This is a genomic window from Nocardia sp. NPDC057272 (genome assembly GCF_042668615.1).
GTDB lineage: Bacteria > Actinomycetota > Actinomycetes > Mycobacteriales > Mycobacteriaceae > Nocardia.
In genome coordinates this window covers 14,995-35,952 of sequence record NZ_JBHUYK010000024.1, presented here as the reverse complement: position 1 = coordinate 35,952, position 20,958 = coordinate 14,995, and the positions used below count along the sequence as shown (strand labels likewise).

Annotated in this window: 16 protein-coding genes; 7 read left to right on the top strand and 9 right to left on the bottom strand. The window is 67.5% G+C overall.

Annotated elements, in window-relative coordinates; genetic code table 11:
* Positions 1-74 precede the first annotated feature (74 nt).
* The 3 genes from pks13 (at position 75) to ACFULV_RS26665 (ending at position 7,210) form a co-directional block, all read left to right on the top strand.
* Positions 75-5,249, top strand: coding sequence for a polyketide synthase Pks13 (gene pks13 / locus ACFULV_RS26675; RefSeq protein WP_378661236.1), 5,175 nt, complete (start codon positions 75-77; stop codon positions 5,247-5,249).
* A gap of 4 nt (positions 5,250-5,253) precedes the next feature.
* Entirely contained in the window at positions 5,254-6,798 is a 1,545-nt protein-coding gene (locus ACFULV_RS26670; RefSeq protein WP_378638019.1) for an acyl-CoA carboxylase subunit beta, read from the top strand.
* Between the two features lie 136 nt (positions 6,799-6,934).
* The gene (locus tag ACFULV_RS26665) at positions 6,935-7,210 is read left to right on the top strand and encodes a hypothetical protein (RefSeq protein ID WP_378661233.1); all 276 of its coding nucleotides are present in this window, start codon (positions 6,935-6,937) and stop codon (positions 7,208-7,210) included.
* 120 nt (positions 7,211-7,330) lie between these two features.
* On the opposite strand, the gene ACFULV_RS26660 is transcribed toward ACFULV_RS26665, so the two are convergent.
* Positions 7,331-7,699, bottom strand: coding sequence for a Uma2 family endonuclease (locus ACFULV_RS26660; protein ID WP_378661353.1), 369 nt, complete (start codon positions 7,697-7,699; stop codon positions 7,331-7,333).
* Here ACFULV_RS26660 and ACFULV_RS26655 point away from each other — a divergent pair.
* Positions 7,685-7,945, top strand: coding sequence for a hypothetical protein (locus ACFULV_RS26655; RefSeq protein WP_378661370.1), 261 nt, complete (start codon positions 7,685-7,687; stop codon positions 7,943-7,945). The two genes, ACFULV_RS26660 and ACFULV_RS26655, sit on opposite strands and share 15 nt — an antisense overlap.
* Before the next feature lie 33 nt (positions 7,946-7,978).
* On the opposite strand, the gene ACFULV_RS26650 is transcribed toward ACFULV_RS26655, so the two are convergent.
* The 3 genes from ACFULV_RS26650 to ACFULV_RS26640 all read right to left on the bottom strand — a co-directional run bounded on the left by ACFULV_RS26650 (position 7,979) and on the right by ACFULV_RS26640 (position 9,885).
* On the bottom strand, positions 7,979-8,506 hold the full coding sequence (locus tag ACFULV_RS26650) for a hypothetical protein (protein WP_378661231.1): 528 nt from the start codon (positions 8,504-8,506) through the stop codon (positions 7,979-7,981).
* A 171-nt stretch (positions 8,507-8,677) separates the two neighbouring features.
* A complete protein-coding gene (locus ACFULV_RS26645) occupies positions 8,678-9,175 on the bottom strand; it encodes a peptidylprolyl isomerase (RefSeq protein WP_378661228.1) in 498 nt (165 codons plus the stop codon).
* A gap of 362 nt (positions 9,176-9,537) precedes the next feature.
* Entirely contained in the window at positions 9,538-9,885 is a 348-nt protein-coding gene (locus ACFULV_RS26640; RefSeq protein WP_378638033.1) for a hypothetical protein, read from the bottom strand.
* Between ACFULV_RS26640 and ACFULV_RS26635 the strand changes: the two genes are divergently transcribed.
* Entirely contained in the window at positions 9,866-10,225 is a 360-nt protein-coding gene (locus ACFULV_RS26635) for a hypothetical protein (protein WP_378638035.1), read from the top strand. The genes ACFULV_RS26640 and ACFULV_RS26635 overlap by 20 nt on opposite strands.
* A gap of 379 nt (positions 10,226-10,604) precedes the next feature.
* A complete protein-coding gene (locus ACFULV_RS26630; RefSeq protein WP_378661225.1) occupies positions 10,605-13,937 on the top strand; it encodes an arabinosyltransferase domain-containing protein in 3,333 nt (1,110 codons plus the stop codon).
* A gap of 73 nt (positions 13,938-14,010) precedes the next feature.
* On the opposite strand, the gene ACFULV_RS26625 is transcribed toward ACFULV_RS26630, so the two are convergent.
* The 5 genes from ACFULV_RS26625 to ACFULV_RS26605 all read right to left on the bottom strand — a co-directional run bounded on the left by ACFULV_RS26625 (position 14,011) and on the right by ACFULV_RS26605 (position 20,224).
* Positions 14,011-14,172 (bottom strand): hypothetical protein, encoded by a 162-nt coding sequence (locus tag ACFULV_RS26625; RefSeq protein ID WP_156677619.1) that lies wholly within the window; start codon positions 14,170-14,172, stop codon positions 14,011-14,013.
* 162 nt (positions 14,173-14,334) lie between these two features.
* The gene (locus ACFULV_RS26620) at positions 14,335-17,733 is read right to left on the bottom strand and encodes an arabinosyltransferase domain-containing protein (RefSeq protein ID WP_378661222.1); all 3,399 of its coding nucleotides are present in this window, start codon (positions 17,731-17,733) and stop codon (positions 14,335-14,337) included.
* A gap of 82 nt (positions 17,734-17,815) precedes the next feature.
* Positions 17,816-18,328 (bottom strand): hypothetical protein, encoded by a 513-nt coding sequence (locus ACFULV_RS26615; protein WP_378638043.1) that lies wholly within the window; start codon positions 18,326-18,328, stop codon positions 17,816-17,818.
* 214 nt (positions 18,329-18,542) lie between these two features.
* Complete coding sequence (locus ACFULV_RS26610; RefSeq protein ID WP_378638045.1) at positions 18,543-19,085, bottom strand: hypothetical protein; 543 nt, start codon at positions 19,083-19,085, stop codon at positions 18,543-18,545.
* Between the two features lie 176 nt (positions 19,086-19,261).
* Positions 19,262-20,224, bottom strand: a complete 963-nt coding sequence (locus ACFULV_RS26605) for a helix-turn-helix transcriptional regulator (RefSeq protein ID WP_378638047.1) — start codon at positions 20,222-20,224, stop codon at positions 19,262-19,264.
* An 83-nt stretch (positions 20,225-20,307) separates the two neighbouring features.
* On the opposite strand from ACFULV_RS26605, the gene ACFULV_RS26600 reads away from it, so the two are divergent.
* A complete protein-coding gene (locus ACFULV_RS26600; RefSeq protein ID WP_378661219.1) occupies positions 20,308-20,937 on the top strand; it encodes a TIGR03086 family metal-binding protein in 630 nt (209 codons plus the stop codon).
* Positions 20,938-20,958: the final 21 nt, after the last annotated feature.

The following is a 20,958-nucleotide window of genomic DNA, read 5'->3' as shown; positions in this document are numbered from 1 at the left end:
GCTCCCAGAACAGCGATCGTCCCAGGACGACCGCTTCCGGTGACAACGATGGCGCCCAGAATGAAGACCGTGCGATGACCTCCTCCGGTGACAACGACGGCACGCCCGAGACCCCCGCGACCGGCGGTGAGCTCTCGGTAGCCGAGCTGCGCGAATGGCTGCGCCGCTGGGTCGCCGACGCGACCGGGCAGTCGGTCGACGCGATCACCGTCGACCGGCCGATGGAGGAGTTCGGGCTCGCCTCGCGCGATGCTCTCGCCCTCGGTGGTGACATCGAGGACCACACCGGGGTCGCGCTTGCCCCGACGGTGATCTACCAGCATCCGACGATCGCGTCGCTGGCCGAGATCATTGTCAACGGTGAGCCGGAGCCCGAGCCCGAGGACTCCTCGGAGTACACGGCCGCGTTCGCGCCTTCCGAGGCGCACGACGTCGCGGTGGTCGGTCTGTCCACGCGTCTGCCGGGTGCGGGCACCACGCCCGAGTCGACCTGGGAGTTCATCATCGGGCGCGGTGACGCGATCCGTGAGCTGCCCGAGGGTCGCTGGTCGGAGTTCCTGACCGACCCGTCCGTGGCCAAGTCCATCGACCAGGCCAACACCCTCGGCGGCTACCTGGACCAGGACGTCATCAAGGGTTTCGACGCCGAGTTCTTCGCGATGTCGCCGATCGAGGTCGAGCAGGTCGACCCGCAGCAGCGGTTGATGATGGAGCTCACCTGGGAGGCTCTCGAGCACGCGCGCATCCCGGCCAGCGATCTCAAGGGCGGTCAGGTCGGCGTGTTCGTCGGCTCGTCCACCAACGATTTCCAGATGATCGCCTCACTCGGTCTCGGCGACACCGATCCCGATGCGCCTGCCTCATCGCGCGGATACGCGCTGCTCGGCGGCTCGACCGGCATCATCGCCAACCGCGTCTCCTACTTCTACGACTTCCGTGGCCCGTCGGTCACCGTCGACACCGCCTGCTCGTCGACCATCGTGGCCGTACACCAGGCCGTGCGCGCGCTGCGCAGCGGCGAGGCCGAGGTGGCGCTCGCCGGTGGCGTGAACATGATCCTGGCTCCGGTCATCACTCTCGGTTTCGACCAGAACGGGGCCGTCGCGAAGGACGGGCACATCAAGGCGTTCTCGTCCGACGCCGACGGCATGGTTCGCTCCGAGGGCGCGGGCATGGTCGTGCTCAAGCGCCTGGCCGACGCCGAGCGTGACGGCGACAACATCCTGGGCGTCATCAAGGGTTCCGCGGTGAATTCCGACGGCCGCTCCAACGGTCTGTTCGCGCCCAACCCCGACGCGCAGGCCGATGTTCTGCGCGCCGCCTACCGCGACGCGGGCATCGTCCCCAACACCGTCGACTACATCGAGGCGCACGGCACCGGCACGCCGATCGGCGACCCGATCGAAGCCGAGGCGCTGGCTCGTGTGATCGGTCGCGGACGTGACGCGGACAAGCCCGCCCTGCTCGGTTCGGCCAAGACCAACTTCGGCCACCTCGAGTCCGGCGCGGGCGTGCCGGCTCTCGCGAAGGTGCTGATGTCGTTCCAGCACAACGTGATTCCGCCGAATATCAACTACGCGGGTCCGAGCCCGTACATCCCGTTCGAGCAGGCCAACCTCAAGGTCGTCGACGAGGCGACCGAGTACCCGCGCTACAGCGGCGTCGCGACCGTCGGCATCTCCGGCTTCGGTTTCGGTGGCACCAACGCGCACGTGGTGCTCCAGGAGTACGTGCCGACGGCCCCGGTCGTCGAGGACGTCACCCCGGAGCAGGTCGCCGCCGAGGAGATCGAGGGCGAGGAGACCACCGATGTGGTCGCCGAGGCCGTCGCGATCACCGAGGCCGCTGTCGAGCCGGTGCCGCCGTTCGTCGAGTGGGACGGTGAGCGCGACGAGCCGCTGCCGGTGGTCCTGGCCGTTTCCGCCTACCTGCCGTCGCGTCGTAAGCGCGCCGCCGCCGAGCTGGCTGACTGGCTGGAAGGCGCGGGCGCCGATGTCCCGCTGACCGATGTCGCCCGCTCGCTGGCCAAGCGCAGCCACCAGCGTTCGCGCGGTGTGGTGGTGGCCAAGACCCGCGAAGAAGCCGTCGCGGGCCTGCGCGCCATCGCCGAGGGCAAGCCGGGCGCCGGTGTGTTCACCGCCGATTCGCCCGCGTCCAACGGTCCGATCTGGGTGTTCTCCGGTTTCGGTTCCCAGCATCGCAAGATGGCCAAGCAGCTCTACGGCGAGAACGCGATCTTCCGCAAGACCGTCGACGAGGTCGACGAGCTGGTGCAGGACGAAGCGGGTTACTCGATCCGCGAGATGTTCCTCGACGACGAGCAGGACTACGACGTCGGCACCTGCCAGGTCGGCATCTTCACCATCCAGCTGGGCCTCGCCGCGTTGTTGCGCGCGCACGGCGCGGAACCGGCTGCGGTGGTTGGTCATTCGATGGGTGAGGTGGCCGGCTCCTACATCGCCGGTGGTCTGTCGATCGAAGACGCGGTGCGCGTGATCTGCGCCCGCTCGCGCCTGATGGGCGAGGGCGAGCAGATGCTCACCGATGACGAAGTGCGCAATATGGCACTGGTCGAACTCAGCGCCCACGACGTGGGGCTGCTGCTGCCGAAGTACCCCGATGTGGAGTGCGCGGTGTACGCCGCGCCGACCAACACCGTCATCGGCGGGCCCCGCGAGCAGGTGGAGCAGATCGTCGCCGAGGTCGAGGCGATGGGCAAGTTCGCCCGCATTCTGCCGACCCGCGGCGCGGGCCACACCTCCCAGATGGACCCGCTGCTCGGCGAACTCGCCGCGGAACTGGCGGGCATCGAGCCGACCTCGCTGAAGACCGGCCTGTACTCCACCGTGCACGAGGGCCTGTACTTCAAGCCCGGTTCCGACCCGATCCACGACGAGCCCTACTGGGTGAAGAACCTGCGCCACAGCGTGTGGTTCACCAACGCGGTGAAGGCCGCCGTCGACTCCGGGCACACCACGTTCCTCGAACTGGCCCCCAATTCCGTTGCGCTGATGCAGGTTCTGGGCACCACCTTCGCGGCGGGCGTGCACGACGCGCAGCTCATCCCCACGCTCAAGCGCAAGGAAGACGAGTCCGCCGGTGTGATCGGCGCGCTCGCCCAGCTCTACGTGCACGGCCATGCCGTGAACCTGAGTTCGCTACTGCCCGAAGGTGATTACGCCGACGTGCCGCGAACCGCGTTCGTGCGCAAGGAGTACTGGCCCAAGGTCTCGATGTCCTCGGGCGGTGGCAACACTCGTGTGCCCGGCGCGCACGTGGCGATGCCGGACGGCCGTCACGCCTGGGAGATCCAGGCCTCGTCGGTGAGCGACCTGGCCGCGCTGGTGAAAGCCGCTGCCGCCCAGGTTCTTTCCGATGTCGCGGTCTCGGTGTCCCATCCGCACGCGGCGCTGCCCACCGCCGGCACGCTGACCACCACGCTGACTCCCCACCTCGGTGGCGCGTCGGTCCAGGTGCACGCCAAGTCCGGCGCCGGGTTCTCCCTGCTGTTCGACGCGGTCGTCACCTCCGGTGCTCCGCTGCCCGAACCGGTTGCCGCCGTAGCGGTTCCGGCCGCGGCCGCAGAGCCCACCGCCGCTGAGATCGCCATCGCCACCGGTGACCGCTGGAGCGCCGACAGCGGCGAGACCATCGAGCAGCGGCTGTGCGTCATCGTCGCCGAATCCATGGGCTACGCCGTCGAGGACCTCCCGATGGAGATCCCGCTGATGGAGCTCGGCCTCGATTCGCTGATGGCCATGCGCATCAAGAACCGCGTCGAATACGAATTCGACATCCCGCAGCTGCAGATCTCCGCGGTACGCGACGCCAGCCTCAACGAGGTGTCGAAGGTGCTGCGCTACGCGATCGAGCATCGCGACGAGGTCGCGGCGATGGCGGAGAAGCAGGCTGCCGCCAAGGCCGCCGGTGAAGATGTCGAGCTGGGTGTCGACGCCAACTTCGTCGAGGCGGCTCGGGCCGCGATCGCCGCGGGTGAGGATCCGTTGGCGGTGGCGAAGAAGGCCGAAGCCGAGCTGTCGTCGGAAGCTGCTGCCTCGTCCGTCGCTGACGACAATGGCTCGGCAACAGCTGATGCCGCACCGAATGTCGTTGCGGCGCAGCCGATCGTTCCTGATGTCGACTACTCCGCCCCTGCGGGCGACGAGGACAACGTTCCCCCGCGCGACGCGGCCGAGCGTCTCGCCTACGCCACGTGGGCCGTCGTCACCGGCGCTTCGCCCGGCGGTGTCTTCAACACCCTGCCGATCCTCGAAGAGGAACTAGCCGAGAAGATGGCCGCCCGCCTCACTGAGCGGGTGGGTGCCGAGATCACCGTCGACGATGTGCTGGACTGCGAGACCATCGAGCAGCTCTCGGAGATCGTGCGCAACCTGCAGGACAGCGGCGCTGATGTGGACGGATTCATCCGCCCACTGCGTGCCCGCGTCGATGGTTCGGATGCCACGCCGGTGTTCGTGTTCCATCCCGCCGGTGGCAACACCCTGGTCTACGAGCCGCTGCTGAAGCGTCTGCCCGCCGACACTCCGATGTACGGCATCGAGCGGGTCGACGGTTCCATCGAGGAACGAGCTCGTCAGTACCTGCCGGAACTGCGCAAGCTCCAGGGCGACGGCCCGTACGTGCTGTACGGCTGGTCGCTGGGCGCGGTGCTGGCGATGCAGGTGGGTCAGCTGCTGCGTGAAGAAGGCGCCGATGTGCGCTATGTCGGCCTGATCGATCTGGCGATGACAGTCGAAGACGAGGACAACAGCCCCGAGGAGCGCGTGCGTCGCCTCGAGCGCTACCAGGCCTTCGCCAAGAAGACCTACAACGTCCCCGCCGAGCTCGACCGTGACCAGATCGAGGAACTGGCAGCGGCTTCCGATGCGGAGCAGTTCTCGATGATCAGCGATCTGATCAAGCTTTCCGGTGCGAAGATCCCCGGCGGCGTGCTCGAACACCAGCGCACCTCCTGGATCGAGAACCGCGCGTTGCAGCAAGTGCAGCCGCGCAAGTACGAGGGCGATGTGGTCCTTTACCTTGCCGACCGCTACCACGACGGCGCGATCGAACTCGAGCCTCGATTCGCTGACCGCAAGCCCAACGGCGGCTGGGACGAGTACGTTCCGAACCTGGAGATCGTCCACATTCCGGGCGACCACCTGCAGATTGTCGACGAACCGCGGATCGGCCAGATCGGTGCCGACCTCGCTGCCAAACTGGCCGCGATTTCCGCTAAGGGAGAATAAGTAAGTGAGCACGACCGCCGAAAAGCTTGCCGATCTACACGAGCGGCTCGAGCTCGCCAAAGAGCCCGCTGGTGAGAAGGGCATCGCGAAGCGGGCGCACAAGGGCATTCCCAGTGCCCGCGACCGGATCAACCAGCTGCTCGATCCCGGCACCTTCGTCGAGATCGGCGCGCTGGTGCGCAAGCCCGGCGACCCGACCGCCCTCTACGGTGACGGTGTCGTCGTCGGGCACGGCAAGGTCGAGGGTCGCCCGGTGGCGGTGTTCTCCCATGATCAGACCGTGTACGGCGGTTCGGTCGGTGAGGCGTTCGGTCGCAAGCTGTGCGGTCTGATGCAGTACGCGTCGAAGGTCGGCATCCCGCTGGTCGGCATCAACGATTCCGGTGGCGCGCGCGTGCAGGAAGCGATCAGCTCGCTGGCCTGGTACGCCTGGATGGCGACCAATCTCGAGCCGCTGTCGGGCATGGTTCCGCTGGTGTCGGTGATCCTCGGAAACTGCGCCGGTGGTGCGGTGTACGAGCCGATCTGCACCGATGTGGTGGTCGCGACCGAGTCGGCGCACATGTTCGTCACCGGCCCGAAGATCATCAAAGAGGTCACCGGCGAGGACGTGAGCCTCGAGGAGCTCGGCGGTGCGCGCACGCAGGCCCAGTACGGCAACATCCACCACGTCGCCAAGGACGAGGAAGCGGCTTTCACCTGGGTGCGCGAGTACCTGGGTTACATGCCGAGCAGCTGCCAGGAACTGCCGCCGGTGGTGAACCCCGGTCTCGAGCCGGAGATCACCGATTCCGACCGCGAGCTGAACACGTTCATGCCGGATTCCGACAATGCCGGCTACGACATGTACGACATCCTGCTGCGCATCTTCGACGACGGTGAGTTCAAGGAGATCAGCGCCGACACCGGCCAGAACATCATCACCGGTTACGCCCGTATCGACGGCCGCACCGTCGGTGTCGTCGCCAACCAGCCGATGGCCGCGGCAGGCGCCCTCGACGCCCGCGCCTCCGACAAGGCCTCGCACTTCGTCCGACTGTGCGATGCCTTCGAGATCCCGCTGATCTTCGTCGTCGACACCCCCGGCTTCCTGCCCGGTGTCGAACAGGAGAAGGTCGGCGTCATCAAGCGCGGCGGCCGCTTCCTGTTCTCCTATGTCGAGGCCTCGGTCCCCAAGATCACCCTGGTGGTCCGCAAGTCCTACGGCGGCGGCTACGCGGTGATGGGCTCCAAGCAGCTCGGCGCCGACATCAACCTCGCCTGGCCCACCGCCCGCATCGCCGTCATGGGCGCTGAGGGCGCCGTCAGCCTCCTGGGCGCCGCCCAGATCGCCGCCGCCCCCGAAGACCAGCGCGCCGCGATCCGCCAGAACCTGATCAACTTCTACAACGAAAACGTAGCCACCCCGTGGGTAGCGGCCGAACGAGGCTTCATCGACGCCATCATCGAACCGGCCACCACCCGCCTCGAACTGCGCCGGGCCCTGAAGCTGCTCCAGGACAAGAAGATCCAGCGCAACCCGCGCAAGCACCACGTCCTGCCGCTGTAACCAGAACCCGAACGGGCCGTCCGGAGTTGATCCGAGGCGGCCCGTTGTGGTGTTCGTCGACGATCGTCGAGTGTGGTCGAAATGTGTGGTCGTAGTGCGTGGGCATAACGTGTAATCGCTGGGTATCGTTACCGCCATGACCGCAGCGCCTGAGCCGCTCATGACGACCGGGGAGTTCGAAGAACTCGCTCGTGTCGCCGGTAGTGTCGCGGAGGGTGTTCGACTGGAGTACGTCGAGGGGAAACTGGGGGCAAAGGCTGGGCCGGACGGGGACCATGACTGCGTGCTCGAGTGGCTGATGCGCGTCCTACTCGTGCTTCGACCAGAACTGTGGCTGTTCCCCGAACGCGGATTGAAGATCGACTCCTACCGCACCGGCCGGGCACCCAGTCGGCATCACCCTCGACACTGAGCCTCTGAAGGCCTGGGTGTCCTGAGGTCAGCGTTCGGCGCCTTGGCTGAGATGGGTGCGGAATTCCTCGGCGTTGTCGAAACTCGTTGCGCCATGGCGTTGATCCGAGTGTGGAAGGGATCAAACCTTGCCGAGGTCGATCTCCACGGGAAAGGGAGCCGACACCTCGACCGTTCCGGTGAACATGTCGCCGGTCCGGTACGACTTGGTGGCCAGGTCGAGGATGTAGGTATAGATCAGCGGAACACCGTTTGCCGCCTGCTCGATCCGCCAATAGAAGGCGATGCCCGCTTTGGCGTACTGGTCCACTTCGACGATCCGGTCGGTGGTCTCCGAACCGGGGGAGACGACCTCGACGACGAGCAGTACGTGTTCGGGGCGCGTGGGCGTGAGGTCGATCGTATCGGCGCGATACACAACGACATCGGGTCGCCGATTCGTGAGTGAACATCCTGAAGTCGGACGTCGAAGTCGGTGTCGGCATTCCAGTCCGGTCCGGCCGCGGTGTCCAGCGCGTTGGCCAGGATCCGAGCCAACCGGTTGTGCCGCTTGGACGCACTGGGGCGCCCAGCGACCATCCCGTCCACGATCTCGATGCCCGCGCACTGCTCCTCGGACCAGGTGTCGTACTCCGCAGCCGTGATCTGCTCGCGCATCCACGCGGGGGCGATGGCAGTCATGGCGCTCCTTCCGGACATCTTCGAGCGGTCGGATAACCCGCTGGACCAAGTCTGATCGTGCGACTTGAAAGCTCGAAGGAATGCCCCTTTACTGCCTGTAGTTCGGGTTGTACCCGGCGCCCGCTTGCGGTGCCTGCGGATGATGCTGAGCGTGCGGCGGATAGGCGGGTGCGCCGTATCCGGGAGCTCCCTGCGGCCACTGGCCCTGGGGTTGCGGCGCTCCGTACGGAGCGGGTGCGCCCTGCGGCCATTGGCCCTGCGCCTGTGGCAGCCCGTGCGGGGCGGGCGGCGGCCCACCGACGGGCGGGTAGCCCTGCGGTGAGGTGGCGGCGCGGCGGGCCCGGCGCGACCGGAGATTGCTTCGCAGCCAGAACGCGGAGCCGATGCTCATCACCGCGCCGCCGCCGATCATCATCCACCCGGTGCGCTTGTTCTGGGCTTGTTGCCCGGCGGCGTCCCGCTCCACCGACGAGCCCTTGCTGGTCGTCACGCAGGTCTCACCCGCCGACATGCTCTTGCCGCCGCACTCGGCACCACTGTTGAGCGTGGCGATTCCGCCGAAAACGAGAACGGCGCCGAACACCACGCCCAGCACCGAGTAAAGAAGGTCTTTCACGTATTCCCCCAAGAACTTCGATCAGTCGAGACACCGTACCGCGTGCCCGGTGACACCTTCACGATCGCATCGGCGACGACTCGACGGCCGGGATCGCGTTCCTGGGGGCCGATCGAAAAATGGGCCGCCACCGATGAATTCGGTGGCGGCCCGGCACGCTACGTCGAAGAATCAGGCGACGGTGGCGGATTCGATGATGACGTCGTCGACGGGGACGTCCTGGTGGGGGCCCGCGCTGCCGGTGGTGACGGCGGCGATCTTGTCGACTACCTCGGTGCCATCGGTGACCTTGCCGAAGACGGCGTAGCCCCAGCCCTGGCCCTGGGGGGCGGTGTGGTTGAGGAAGGCGTTGTCGGAGATGTTGATGAAGAACTGGGCGGTGGCCGAGTGCGGGTCGTTGGTGCGGGCCATCGCCACGGTGTACTTGTCGTTCTTCAGGCCGTTGGTGGCCTCGTTCTGGATCGGCGCCTGAGTCGGCTTCTGCTTCAGGCCGGGCTCGAAGCCGCCGCCCTGCACCATGAAACCGGGGATGACGCGGTGGAACACGGTGCCGGCGTAATGGCCCGAGTTCACGTAGTTCACGAAGTTGGCGACCGTGTTCGGCGCGGCCTGGTCGTCCAACTCGAGCACGATCGGTCCGTAGTTGGTTTCGAGATTCACCTTGGTCATGGAGTCGAGTCTAGGGAGCGTGAAGCGCTGGAAGAGCGCGGGGGTCTGGGCGGGCGCGTCGCGACATCTTCGCCGGTGCGAGGCCATGCCGGATATTCGAGGTGAGCGCACCCGGGATGGATAACCCGGTTGGATCGGTTTCTCTGGGTATTCGCCACAATAGGAATGGTGTTCAAGAGTTTCGGAAGGACTCCTGACACGCCGAAATCCGCGCACTCATGGTAAGTGCCCGGTATCGCTCGTGGTGTAAAGATATGGACCCGCGTGCGTATTGCTACGCACGCGGGTCTTTATCGCATGAATTTCATCGAATTCGAAGTGACTTCGTCGCGTTACCCGTCACCCGAATATCGCCGATGGAATCAGGGGCCGACTGTGATCGGCACCGCGGGGGTAGTGGTGTTGGCGACCTTGTAGGTGCCGGTCACCGAGCCCGTGGTGGAGCTGGTCGGGCACCCGAACCCGCCGGTTACCTTGATCGGCGCCGACGCGTTGGTGAGCGAGACCGTGGAGGGTGCCCCGTTGGTCCATGTGCCCGCGATCGAGGCAGGCGCGGTGGGCGCGACAACGGCTGTGCACGAGGCGAGGCCGCTGGTCTTGACCACCATGCCGCCGGTGGGAATCGCCAGGCTACCGGTGATCGGCGTGCCGTTCTGACCGGTGATCGCCCAGCTGCCACTGGTGGTGATGGTGGCGCTGACACCCCACATGCTGGTGGTGCAACCGGAGAAGCTCGGCGCCCCGATCGACACCGAAACAGGACCGCTCGGGTTCGTGTTTCCCGGCGCGGCCGGCACCGCCCCGGTAGTGCTCGAGGTGGTGCAGGTGACGGTCACACTGCCCGCCACGAATTTCACCGTACCCGAATTGGTCGCCGATACATTCGCGCCCGCGGGTGCGATGGTGGTGGATCCGGCGGCGTGCGCCGGCCCGATTCCGAAGGTGACCGCGGCCGCCGCACAACTCACGGAAGCCATTGCCGCGCGTGCAAGAACCTTTTTATCGAACATTGCGTTCTCCTTGGGTGGAACTGACAGACATTCGAAGTGAAGCTGTCGTATTTAAGAATACGAGCGCAATTCATCGTTGTATGTGGTTCGCGCAGTCCCATGTATCCAGGGCGGGACCTTCGCGATTCTCGACCGGCCCCGCGTTCTCGTCCATAAAATGCGCGGCCGCGAGGTGATCGGAGGTTATTGCGGCATTTTCTGCCGATATGTATTTTGCATACTGCTATCCTCGAAAAACTCCTGCGCGGACCTCGGATGCGGTGAGTGCCCGCGTCATGTGCGGACTGATAGCCGATAAGCATGACGCGACAACGGGGTGGGTACCGCCCGCCCGGCGGCTGCCGTCAAGATGACCTGACTTCACACCCGGTGGCGAGCGACGACTCACAACAAGGGGCGGGCAGATAGCATGTCGAACCGTGCCAGACGCCGCAACAGCTGTTCTCTCCAAGCCTCCTGCCGAACCGGTGGCCCCCGCGAAGGACTTCCGGACCGCGCGATGGATCGCGATGGTCGCCGGGATTCTCGGCGCCCTGTTCGCGGTGGCTACGCCGTTTCTGCCGGTCACCCAGACGACCGCGCAACTGAACTGGCCGCAGAACGGTTCGCTCGGCAATGTGCAGGCGCCGCTGATGTCGCAGGTGCCGATCGATCTGACGGTGTCGATTCCGTGTAGTGCCGTGTCGACACTGCCCGAGCAGGGCGGGATGCTGCTGGCGACCGCGCCCCCGCAGGGCGACCGCGCGGCCTTGGAGGCGCTGTTCGTGCGCGTCTCCGATACCGCGGTCGACGTGGTGGACCGCAATGCGGTGGTCGCGTCGGCGGACCGGTCGGCGATGGACGGCTGCTCGGCGATCCTGATCAAGTCCGATCAGGACCGCACGAGCGCGGAGTTCGTGGGGCTGACCAAGCAGGTCGAGCGGCCGGTCGCCGGTCAGCCGGGTGCGGTGGAGACCGTGCAGGTGCCCGTGCAGGGGCAGCTCGCCGGTGACCTGCGGCCGCAGATCGTGGGTGTGTTCACCGATCTGAAAGGCGAGGTGCCGCAGGGCCTTTCGCTCACCTCGACGATCGACACCCGTTTCTCGTCGAGCCCGTCGCTGATCAAACTGGTCGCGATCATCGCGGCCGTGCTGTGCACCCTGCTGGCGCTCGCCGCGCTGGGCCGCCTCGACGGCAGTGACGGGCGCGGGCACCGCCGCTTCCTGCCGCGCAACTGGCTCAAGCCCACCTGGGCGGACGGCGCGGTGATCGGCACGCTGCTGGTCTGGCATTTCGTCGGCGCCAACACCTCCGACGACGGCTACATCCTGTCGATGGTGCGCGTGGCCCCCGACGCGGGTTATACCGCCAACTACTTCCGCTGGTACGGCGTCCCCGAGGCCCCGTTCGGCTGGTACTACTACGTCATCCAGGTGTTCGCGGAGATCTCCACGGCCAGCCCGTGGGTGCGCGTGCCCGCGCTGATCTGCGCGATCCTGTGCTGGATGGTGATCAGCCGCGAGGTGGTCCCGCGCCTCGGCAACGCCGTGAAGCGCTCTCAGGTGGCGCTGTGGACCGGTGGACTGGTGTTCCTGGCGTTCTGGCTGCCGTTCGACAACGGCCTGCGTTCGGAGCCGATCGTCGCCCTCGGCGCACTGCTCACCTGGGTGTCCATCGAACGCGCCATCGCCACCGGCCGCCTGCTGCCCGCGGGCATCGCGGTGCTGATCGCGGCGTTCACTCTCGCCGCCGCGCCGACCGGCTTGATGTGTGTGGCCGCGCTGCTGGCCGGTATCCGGCCGCTGGTGCGGATCATCGTGCGCCGTCATCGCCAGTTCGGCACGCTGCCGCTGCTGGCTCCGATCGCCTCGGCGGGCGTGCTCGTGCTCACGGTGGTCTACGGCGACCAGACCTTCGCCGGCATCCAGGAAGCCAACCGGGTCCGTCAGGCCACCGGCCCGAACCTGGCCTGGTACGAGGACTACCTGCGCTACTACTACATGTTCGTGGAGACCGTCGACGGCTCGCTGGCCCGCCGTTTCGCCTTCCTGGTGATGCTGCTGTGCCTGTTCACGACGCTGCTGGTGCTGCTGCGCCGCCGTCAGGTGCCGGGGATCGCGTCGGGTCCGACGTGGCGGCTGATGGGGATCGTCTTCGGCACGATCTTCTTCATGATGTTCAACCCCACCAAGTGGACCCACCACTTCGGCGCCTACGCGGGCATCGCGGGTGGGCTCGCGGCGGTGACGGCGGTGGCGGTGTCGCAGAGCGCGCTGCGCTCCCGCAAGAACCGGGCGATCTTCCTGGCCGGCCTGCTGTTCGTGCTGGCGCTGTCGTTCTCGGGCATCAACGGCTACTGGTACGTGTCCAGCTACGGCGTGCCGTGGTTCGACAAGACCATCTCGCTGCGCGGCGTGCACTCGAACACGGTGATGCTCATCCTGTTCGGCGTGGCCCTGGCCCTGGTCGGCTGGTACGCCCTGCGCGAGGACTATGTGAAGCCGGTGCCGTCGGCGAAGACCAAGCGCGGCAACAGGATTCGCAAGTTCGCCGCGATCCCGCTGACCATCGTGGTCGGTCTGATGGTGCTGTTCGAAGTGCTCTCGCTGGTCAAGGGCGCGACCCAGCAGTACCCCGGCTACTCGCTGGGCCGCTCCAACATCGACGCGCTGAGCGACAACTCGTGTGGCCTGGCCAACGACGTGCTGGTCGAATCCGACCCGAACGGCGGCAGGCTCGACCCCATCGTCGACCCGGCCCGTCCGTTCACCGATCCCAACGACCCGCTCGCGGGCACCGGCTCGGTCGGGTTCACCCCCAACGGCGTGCCGGGCGATCTGTCGGCCGACGCGGTCGAGGTGAAGCCGGGCACCGGCAACACCAGCAACCAGTCGGTCGGCGCGGCCTTCGCCGAAGGCGAGAGCGCGGGCACCGGCGGTGGTGAGGGCGCACTCGGCGTCAACGGTTCCACCGTGGCGCTGCCGTTCGGCCTCGACCCCGCGCAGACCCCGATTCTCGGCTCCTACCAGGAGGGCATGCAGCAGCCCGCCCACCTGGAATCGGCCTGGTACGGCCTGCCCGCCCGCTCGGACGACTCGCCGCTGGTCGTGATCAGCGCGGCCGGTCGCATCGCCTCCAAGGACGACTCCGGCTCCGACAAGTACGGGCAGGCGCTGTTCGTGGAATACGGCACCCGCAACCCCGACGGCAGCGTCACCACGCTCGGCGCCTACCAGCCGCGCGATATCGGCCCGGCCCCGTCGTGGCGCAACCTGCGCGTGCCGCTGGCCGATCTTCCGGCCGAGGCGAACGCGGTGCGGGTGATGGTGAACGACCCGATCCTGATCGGTGACCAGTGGCTGGCGTTCACCCCGCCGCGGGTGCCCAAGCTGCAGACTCTGGACACGTTCATCGGCCGTGACCAGCCGGTACTGCTGGACTGGGCCGTCGGCCTGCAGTTCCCGTGCCAGCGTCCGTTCGCGCACAAGAACGGCGTGGCCGAGGTGCCGAACTACCGGATCCTGCCGGACCGCCCGCTGGCGATCTCGTCGACCGACACCTGGCAGGCGCAGGAGTTCGGTGGTCCGCTCGGCATGACGCAGATGCTGGCGGCTCGGGTCACCATCCCGACCTATCTGAAGGACGACTGGGCGCGCGACTGGGGCTCGCTGGAACGCTACGACCAGTACGCGCAGGCCACGGCCGCGCAGCTCGAGACCGGCACGGCGGCGCGCAACGGGCTGTGGAGCCCGGGACCGCTGCGGGTGTTCTGACCTCGGGCGGACAGTAAAAGGCGCGGATCACATCATGTGGTCCGCGCCTTTTCGGTTGGATGGGGGACAGGAGTCAGACGTTGAGCATGCGACGGTTCAGGTCGCGGCGTAATACCTCTTGTGAAGGCAGTCTTTCCAGTACCCGCATTACGGCCGGTCGTAGTTCTTGCTTCTCGTCGTTGCTGAGCAACTCGACGAGATCTCGTAGATCCATGTCATCGAAGGCTCCTGTCATACCCACCAGGGTACGTGCTCAAACGTGCAGGCACAGGACCTTTACGCTGTCATTTACAGGTGTTTCATCAAACCGAAACCCTAACGGACACTGAGGGTTTCGTAAGCGACATGGGCAAGTGCCCGGTCACTGCCCTTGCGCTGCCATAGTCTCTACGCCGTTCTACTGTGCCCGAATTGCCGGTTCTTTCGCTCGTCCTGTCTGATCGATCACAGTCACCCCGATCTTCGCGGGCGGTGCCGGCTGATACGGCGTGAACCGCTCGAGCGAGCCCCAATCGCGGCCGAGATCGTGGTCGAGATAGGTGGGCACAGTCTCGGCCTTCAGGAGCAGATTTGTCCACCCGAGCGGGCCGCCGCCGATGTCGTCCTGCCAGGCGTTGGACGCGTCCGAACCGACCCGGTCGGGCAGAATCCGCCACTGCGGGGCCTCCGCGACGCCGTCGTGATGCTCGAACGGGCGCTGGCAGGGGAACGCGAGGCCGACGTGCCAGTCGAGCAGCACCGGCGCGGTCCGGCCGACCACCGAGTCCAGGGTGGCCAGTTTCGGCAGCCGCGGCGGCGTCACCGCGAGCCACTGCTTGCCGGTGATGTCGTTGTCGGCGGCGACCAGGCGCACCGCGTTCACGCCGACGGGCAGCTGATCGATCGGCACGCGCAGGTTGCGCCACGACGGGGCCGGGCCGATATCCATCGGCGCGACCGAGCCCGTCACCTCGACGGAACCGTCGGCGGCGCGGGTGCCGTATTCCAGGCGCAACTCCTGGCCGTAGTGCACCACACCGTCGGTGTCGACGTAGCGGATCCGCCCGGCCGCGGTGACCACGAGGGCCTGATACGCGGGATCGTCGCGCACGCTGTCGCCGAGGTCGACGCGATACCACTGTGAGGTCAGCTTCGCCTGCTGCTGCACGCCGTCCTGGAAGGAGCCGAGGACCGGAGTGCGGGCGGGGTCGAGGCCGAACGGCAGGGCGACGGTGCTGCCGTTGACGCCGGGTTCGGCGCTGGTGCCGCCGCCGGTGCCCGCGCCGGTGGTCTTGGTGGTCTTGTTGGCGGAATCGGTGTCGACCGAGTTGGCGCCGCCGACCACGGTCTCGTCGGCATCGGCGGTGAGGTCGTCGGCCACGCCGTCCGGGGTGAAGCCGGTGGATTCGGCGTTCAGCCCGTCGGCGGGGGCGCCGGTGTAGGGGGTGAGCAGGGAATCGGCCGTATTCGATTCCACCAGCACGTCATTGGCCAGGCCGCACGTATTGCCTTGCAGCGAATTGAAATTCGACTTCGCGATGGAGTACGCGGGGTACTGGGTGATGGCGCCCTTGGCCATCGACGCCACCTCGAACAGCACCAGCAGTGCCGCCGCGATGGTGAGCGGCATGGTCGCGAAGCGGTCGAAACGCCCGGTGTCGCTCGGTGTCCGGTACGGAGCGCGCAGGTGGAAGTACAGGGCGACCAGCAGCGCGAGGATGCTGAGACCGAGGAACAGCGTCGAAACACCCTTGCCCGCCACCATCGGCGCCTTGTCCCAGAACGGCACGCCGTAACTGGAGACGTACCACCAGCCGTTGGAGCCGGTGAAGGTCATCGCGAGCAGGAACAACACCGCCGCGGTGAACAGCGCTCGATTGCGTGGGGCCTTGATTCCGTTGGTGCCCACCGCGACCGCCGCCAGTGCCGCCAGCGAACCCGCCAGGCCCGCGTAGACGCCGAAGTGGTGGGTCCACTTGGTGGGCGTCCACATCATCAGCAGCAGCGCGGCGAAGACGATGCCGAGGATGCGCACCGACGGGCCGCGCGAGGTGCCGGGGATGCGGCCCTTGCGCAGCACCTGCAGGATGCAGACGAGCAGGCACAGCAGCAGCACCAGGACGCCGAACCGGCGGGCGAGCGAGCCGTCGGGGGACAGCATGAACAGCGAGTCCCAGCGGGTGCGTTCGTCGAACCAGGCGACGTTCGGCCCGACGAGAGTGCGGACTCGGGTGGCCTCCATGACGGTGGCGAGGGTCTGGTCGGCGAAGACGACGACGAGTACCAGCGTGCCCGCGGCGATGCCGGGAGCCAGCAGTGCGGCGTAACGGAAGATCTTGGCGCCCAAGGAGAGCCGATCCGACGAGCCTGCCGCCTTGCCCGGGCTTGCCGAGCTGCTGGAGTCGGTTGCGTCGTCCGTCTTCGCGGCAGCGCGGGCCTCGGTCGACGGTTGGTCGTCCGCGTTGTCGGCGGCGATCCGACGTGGGCGCAGACCCTGCGCGCGTTTGATGATGATCTGCATGACCGGCCGGGTACCGGCGATCAGGGCGGCGATACAGATCAGGCCGGTCGGGCCCGCTGCCAGCGAGAACGCGGCGACCAGAATCGCCGAGGCGGCGGGCAGCAGTCGCGCGGTGGCGATGGCGCGTTCGATGAGGCACCAGGTGAGCAGCGCGCCCGCCGCGATCAGCGGTTCGGGACGAAGGCCGTTGTCGTACGGGAGCCAGAAGGCGAGGAACACCAGGCCGGCCGTCCACAGCGCCACCTTGTCGCGGCGCACCCGAGCACCGAGGCGGGGCAGCACTTCTCGGCTGATCACCGCCCAGCAGACCAATCCGGCGGCGAGCGCGGGCAGGCGCATCCAGGGGCTGGCGTCGGAGATCTTCGTCATCCAGGCGAGCAGTTCGTAGGACCAGCCGAACGGCGCCTCCGGCACCCCGAACCAGCGGTAGTAGTTCGCCATGTAGCCCGACGGGCCCGACGCGCGCGCCATATTGAGGATGTAGCCGTCGTCGGAGGTGTTCGCGCCGATCACATGCCAGCCGAGCAGCGTCACGACCACCACCACGTCGGTCGGGGTGATCCGCCACCAATGCCGGGGCAGGAAGCGGCGGGCGCGGCGGCCGTCGGTGGTGTCGAGCAGGTGCAGCGCGATCAGCGCGAGCAGGGTGAACACACCGGCGCCGATCATCGTCGCCAGTTTCAGCGTCGTCGGCGTCGAGGTGAAGCGGGAGTCGATGTCGGCGTGCAGCCGGGCGCCGGTGAGGGCGGCCGAGTCGAGGTCGGTGTAGACGCCGACGATCTGCGGGCGCTTGTCCACGGTGACGGTGTTGCGGAACGGGGTGCCGTCCTGGCGCGCGGCCCCGACGAACTCCACGGTCGTGGCCTCGATGGTCGAGACGATGCTGATCCGCTCACACCCGGCGATCTCGGCGATCGGCGCCGACAGCATCGGCACATCGCGCGCCTGCACCCCCAGCACGCCGTCGCGCACGGTGACGCTCAGCCCGCGGTCGGCTTTGCCCGAGGCGACCGGGATCGTCGTCAGCAGGGTGGTCGCGGTGGGGTTCTCCGCCCCTGGACCCGGCAGCCCGCTCAGCATCGTGCACGGCAGCTGTGCGTCGAGCCGCTGCGGCACATACGACACCAGGGGTGCCTCGACGCTGGTCGCGCCCGCTTGCGGCCAGTCCAGGCTCGCGCGGTCCTGGCGCACCGGTAACAGCGGTGTGAGCAGGGCAAGCACGAACCCGAGCAGCCCACAGACAAGGGCGATCAGGCGGTATCGGGTGAACGCTCGTTCAGATCGGTCCGGTCGCACGGGGTCTGATGCTAGCCATCGAACCTGTGCGCGGGTCGGCGCCGCTCCTAACCGGCCGTCGCGGCGACGGCGGCGGTACGTCTCAACCCGTGCGGCGGTCGGCCCAGTCGAGTTGGGATCGGGCCCAGTCGGGGATCTCGGTGTCGCGGCGCGGGAAGGCGGCGAATTCGGCGCGCAGGTCGTCGGCCGTGACCTCGGGCATCCAGTCGGCGACCGAGCCGGTGGAGTAATTGGTCTTGTACCGGGTGGGACCGGCGATGAAGATCTCGGCGCTGAGCCAGGCCCCGGTGTCCGGGTCGTAGGACATGCGCTTGTGATCGGTGAGGTATTCGAGGACCTCGGTGGGCGGCATCAGGTTGGTGACCGTTCCGTCGCGCTCTTTGATCTGCACGCCGGCGACGGTCTGCTCGCCGACCTGTAGTGACCACAGCAGGGCGAATTTCTGGCCGGGTGCGAGCAGGGCGATGGTGGCGTCGATGACGACCCGTTCGATCGCGGCGAGCGAGTCGAGCTGTTCGCGCGGTTCCGGTTCACGGCCGAGGCGTTGCGGCCGTGACAACAAAAGATCGATCCGCTCCGGTCGGTTGAGCGTCATAGCTATACCTCTGCATCCGTACCGATCAGCGCTACCAAAACCTGATTTCGGTCGGCCGAACTTCCAACATTTCGCAGCGTACTCGCCCCGCGACACCGACCGCGCGGTTTGTTGACACTGACCGGACATATTGTGGTCTATCGATCTCCCGCACACCAGTAGCTATCGGGTGTCGATAGACACAGGGTCGGCGCCGTCACACCGCGGGATCGGCTCACGCCGCCGATGCGCGCAGCGCGAACCAGCCATCGCGCGGGTCGGCGAAGCCGTGATACACCAGGGGAATGCGCTGGTCGATCGCGAAATACCGGTAGACGGCCTCCATCGCCTGACGGACCGAATGCGCCTGGAAATCGTCGATGCGACGCACCCCGATGCGCCGCTCGGGCAGCATCGCCAGCCGGGTCAGTTCCGCGGGGTCGTCCACATCCAGTCCCCATGGCGCGGGCTCCTCGATGAGATGGTCGTGCAGCACCTCCCGCGCGACCGGCGGATCGTGGCGCGGCCCGGAGAACGCGACCTGCTGCGCGCGGGCGAGTCCCCGGGTGTCCAGCGGCGTGCGCACGGCCTGGATCAGGTCGATCAGCTCGGCGTCCGGGGTGGGCTGGGGTATTCGCCCGGCGATCGGCGCCTGTTCGAGGAGGTGCATCATCTGACCGCCGAGAACCAGCGGTTCCGGCACCAGGAAAACGCTGATGCTCGGGCAGGAACAGTTCAAGCCGGTGAGGCACACCCTCGTGTGCAACGGATCGGACATACGTCCTCCTCCGGTAGCGGGTCGCCGGGACCCGTGACGTGCAGGATCTGGTTTCAACGCCAGCCGCCGGGGGAGTTCGAATCCGCCGGCGACGACCGTGCCGCACCAGTCAGTGTAGTGCCGTCGAGCGGGATGAACACCGGCTTCCGGCACGGAAGGGACACGATCCGCGGCGGCTACCCGGCGACCGATTCGGTGTAGCGGCGGGCCAGGGTGCGCAGGTGCGCGACCAGCTCGGGCGGGCCGTCGACGCGGAAATCCATCATCAACATGCTGAGGTAGATCGCGATCGTCTCCATCGCGTCGGCGCCGGTGAGCAGTACGCAACTGTGCTCGTCGATCGGCTCGACCACACCGACCGCCGGGTTGATCCTGGCGATCACGGTCTCCGCGGATTCGAGGACGGTGACGCGGGCGTGGACGCGCCAGCCGGTGGAGGCGATGTGACGCATGACGAAGGCGACCAGGTCGTCGTGCGGGAGGGTGCGCGGGGCGAACACGCGTGTACCCGCCTCGGCCCGGGTGATCCCGGCGGCGGGCAGTGCCGTCCAGTCGTGGGTGCGCATGCTGTAGGCGACCAGGTACCAGCGGCGTTGCCAGTTGATCAGCCGGTAGGGCTCGAGTTCTGTTGTGCCGTCAGAGGTTTCGACAGTGACAGCGGTGGTGCGGCGGACCGCGTCGGCGAGGGTGGTGAGGATACCCGCGGCGACCGGCGCGTCCGGTTCGCGGGAACCCGTGGTGGCGGGGCCGATCTCGGTGGCGTCGCGCAGCGCGGAGACCTTGCGCTGCAAGCGTTTCGGGAGGATCTGTTCGATCTTGCGCAGCGCTCTGGTGAGCTGGTCGCCGATGTCGGAGACGGCGAGCGAGCCGTCGTGGGCCACGGCGATGGACAGCGCGACCGCCACCGCTTCCTCGTCGTCGAGGAGCAGCGGCGGCATGGTCGCGCCGCGGCCGAGCCGGTAGCCGCCGATCGCTCCCCGTTCCGCGTGGACGGGATAGCCGAGTTCGCGCAGCCGTGAGATGTCGTTGCGCACGGTGCGTTCGGTGATCTCGAGACGGTCGGCGAGCTCGCGCCCGGTGTAGGCGCGGTCCTGCAGCAGGGCGAGTAGGCGCAGTACGCGCGGGGTTGTCGCGGCCATTTTCCACCTCGTCGAAAATTAGGAAAGAAACGAGCCTAATAGGTTTCTAGGCTGGAGTCATCACCGAAACGAAAGGCACCATCATGAACAGCACCGCAGCCCTCGAAACCGTCTGGCGCGACGTGGTCGCCACCTCCTACCGGGCCCTCGGCGACGTCGTGGCCGGTATCGCCGACGACCAGTGGAACCTGCCCACCCCCTGCTCGGAGTGGACCGTCACCCAGGTGATCCAGCACGCCGCGGGCGACCAGCTCGCCTACGCCGCTGCCCTGGGAGTCGGCCCCGGCCCGTCCTACAACCCCTTCGACCCCTCCGGCGAGATCGGCGGTTCCGCCGCCGACCTGGTCCGCGAAGCCGTCGACCAGACCGCCGCCGCGTGGGCCACGGTCGCTGATGAAACCACCACTGTCCCCACGCCGCTCCCGCACGGCGACCTCCCGACCCCCGTCGCGGCAACCCTCGCCGCTCTCGACGCCGCGGTCCACGCCTGGGACATCGCGATCGCCACCGGCCAGCCGTCGCCCCTCACCGACGACCTGTCCGCCCATCTCCTGACCGCCGCCCGCACGATCCACCCGGCCCCCGGTTCCGGCACCGACGCCGAAATCATCGAACCCCTGCGGCAGTGGGGCGCCTACGCCGCCGTGGTCGAAACAGCGGCCACCACGCCCACCGCCGAACTCCTCCACTACCTCGGCCGCGCCTCTGCGTGAGCCGGGGTTCGGCCACTGGGC

Coding starts and splice junctions, on each gene's coding strand:
- pks13 (WP_378661236.1), top strand. CDS start 75: ATGACCTCCTCCGGTGACAACGACGGCACGCCCGAGACCCCCGCGACC.
- ACFULV_RS26665 (WP_378661233.1), top strand. CDS start 6,935: ATGACCGCAGCGCCTGAGCCGCTCATGACGACCGGGGAGTTCGAAGAA.
- ACFULV_RS26645 (WP_378661228.1), bottom strand. CDS start 9,175: ATGACCAAGGTGAATCTCGAAACCAACTACGGACCGATCGTGCTCGAG.
- ACFULV_RS26640 (WP_378638033.1), bottom strand. CDS start 9,885: ATGTGGGGTGTCAGCGCCACCATCACCACCAGTGGCAGCTGGGCGATC.
- ACFULV_RS26625 (WP_156677619.1), bottom strand. CDS start 14,172: ATGACAGGAGCCTTCGATGACATGGATCTACGAGATCTCGTCGAGTTG.
- ACFULV_RS26615 (WP_378638043.1), bottom strand. CDS start 18,328: ATGACGCTCAACCGACCGGAGCGGATCGATCTTTTGTTGTCACGGCCG.
- ACFULV_RS26610 (WP_378638045.1), bottom strand. CDS start 19,085: ATGTCCGATCCGTTGCACACGAGGGTGTGCCTCACCGGCTTGAACTGT.
- ACFULV_RS26605 (WP_378638047.1), bottom strand. CDS start 20,224: ATGGCCGCGACAACCCCGCGCGTACTGCGCCTACTCGCCCTGCTGCAG.
- ACFULV_RS26600 (WP_378661219.1), top strand. CDS start 20,308: ATGAACAGCACCGCAGCCCTCGAAACCGTCTGGCGCGACGTGGTCGCC.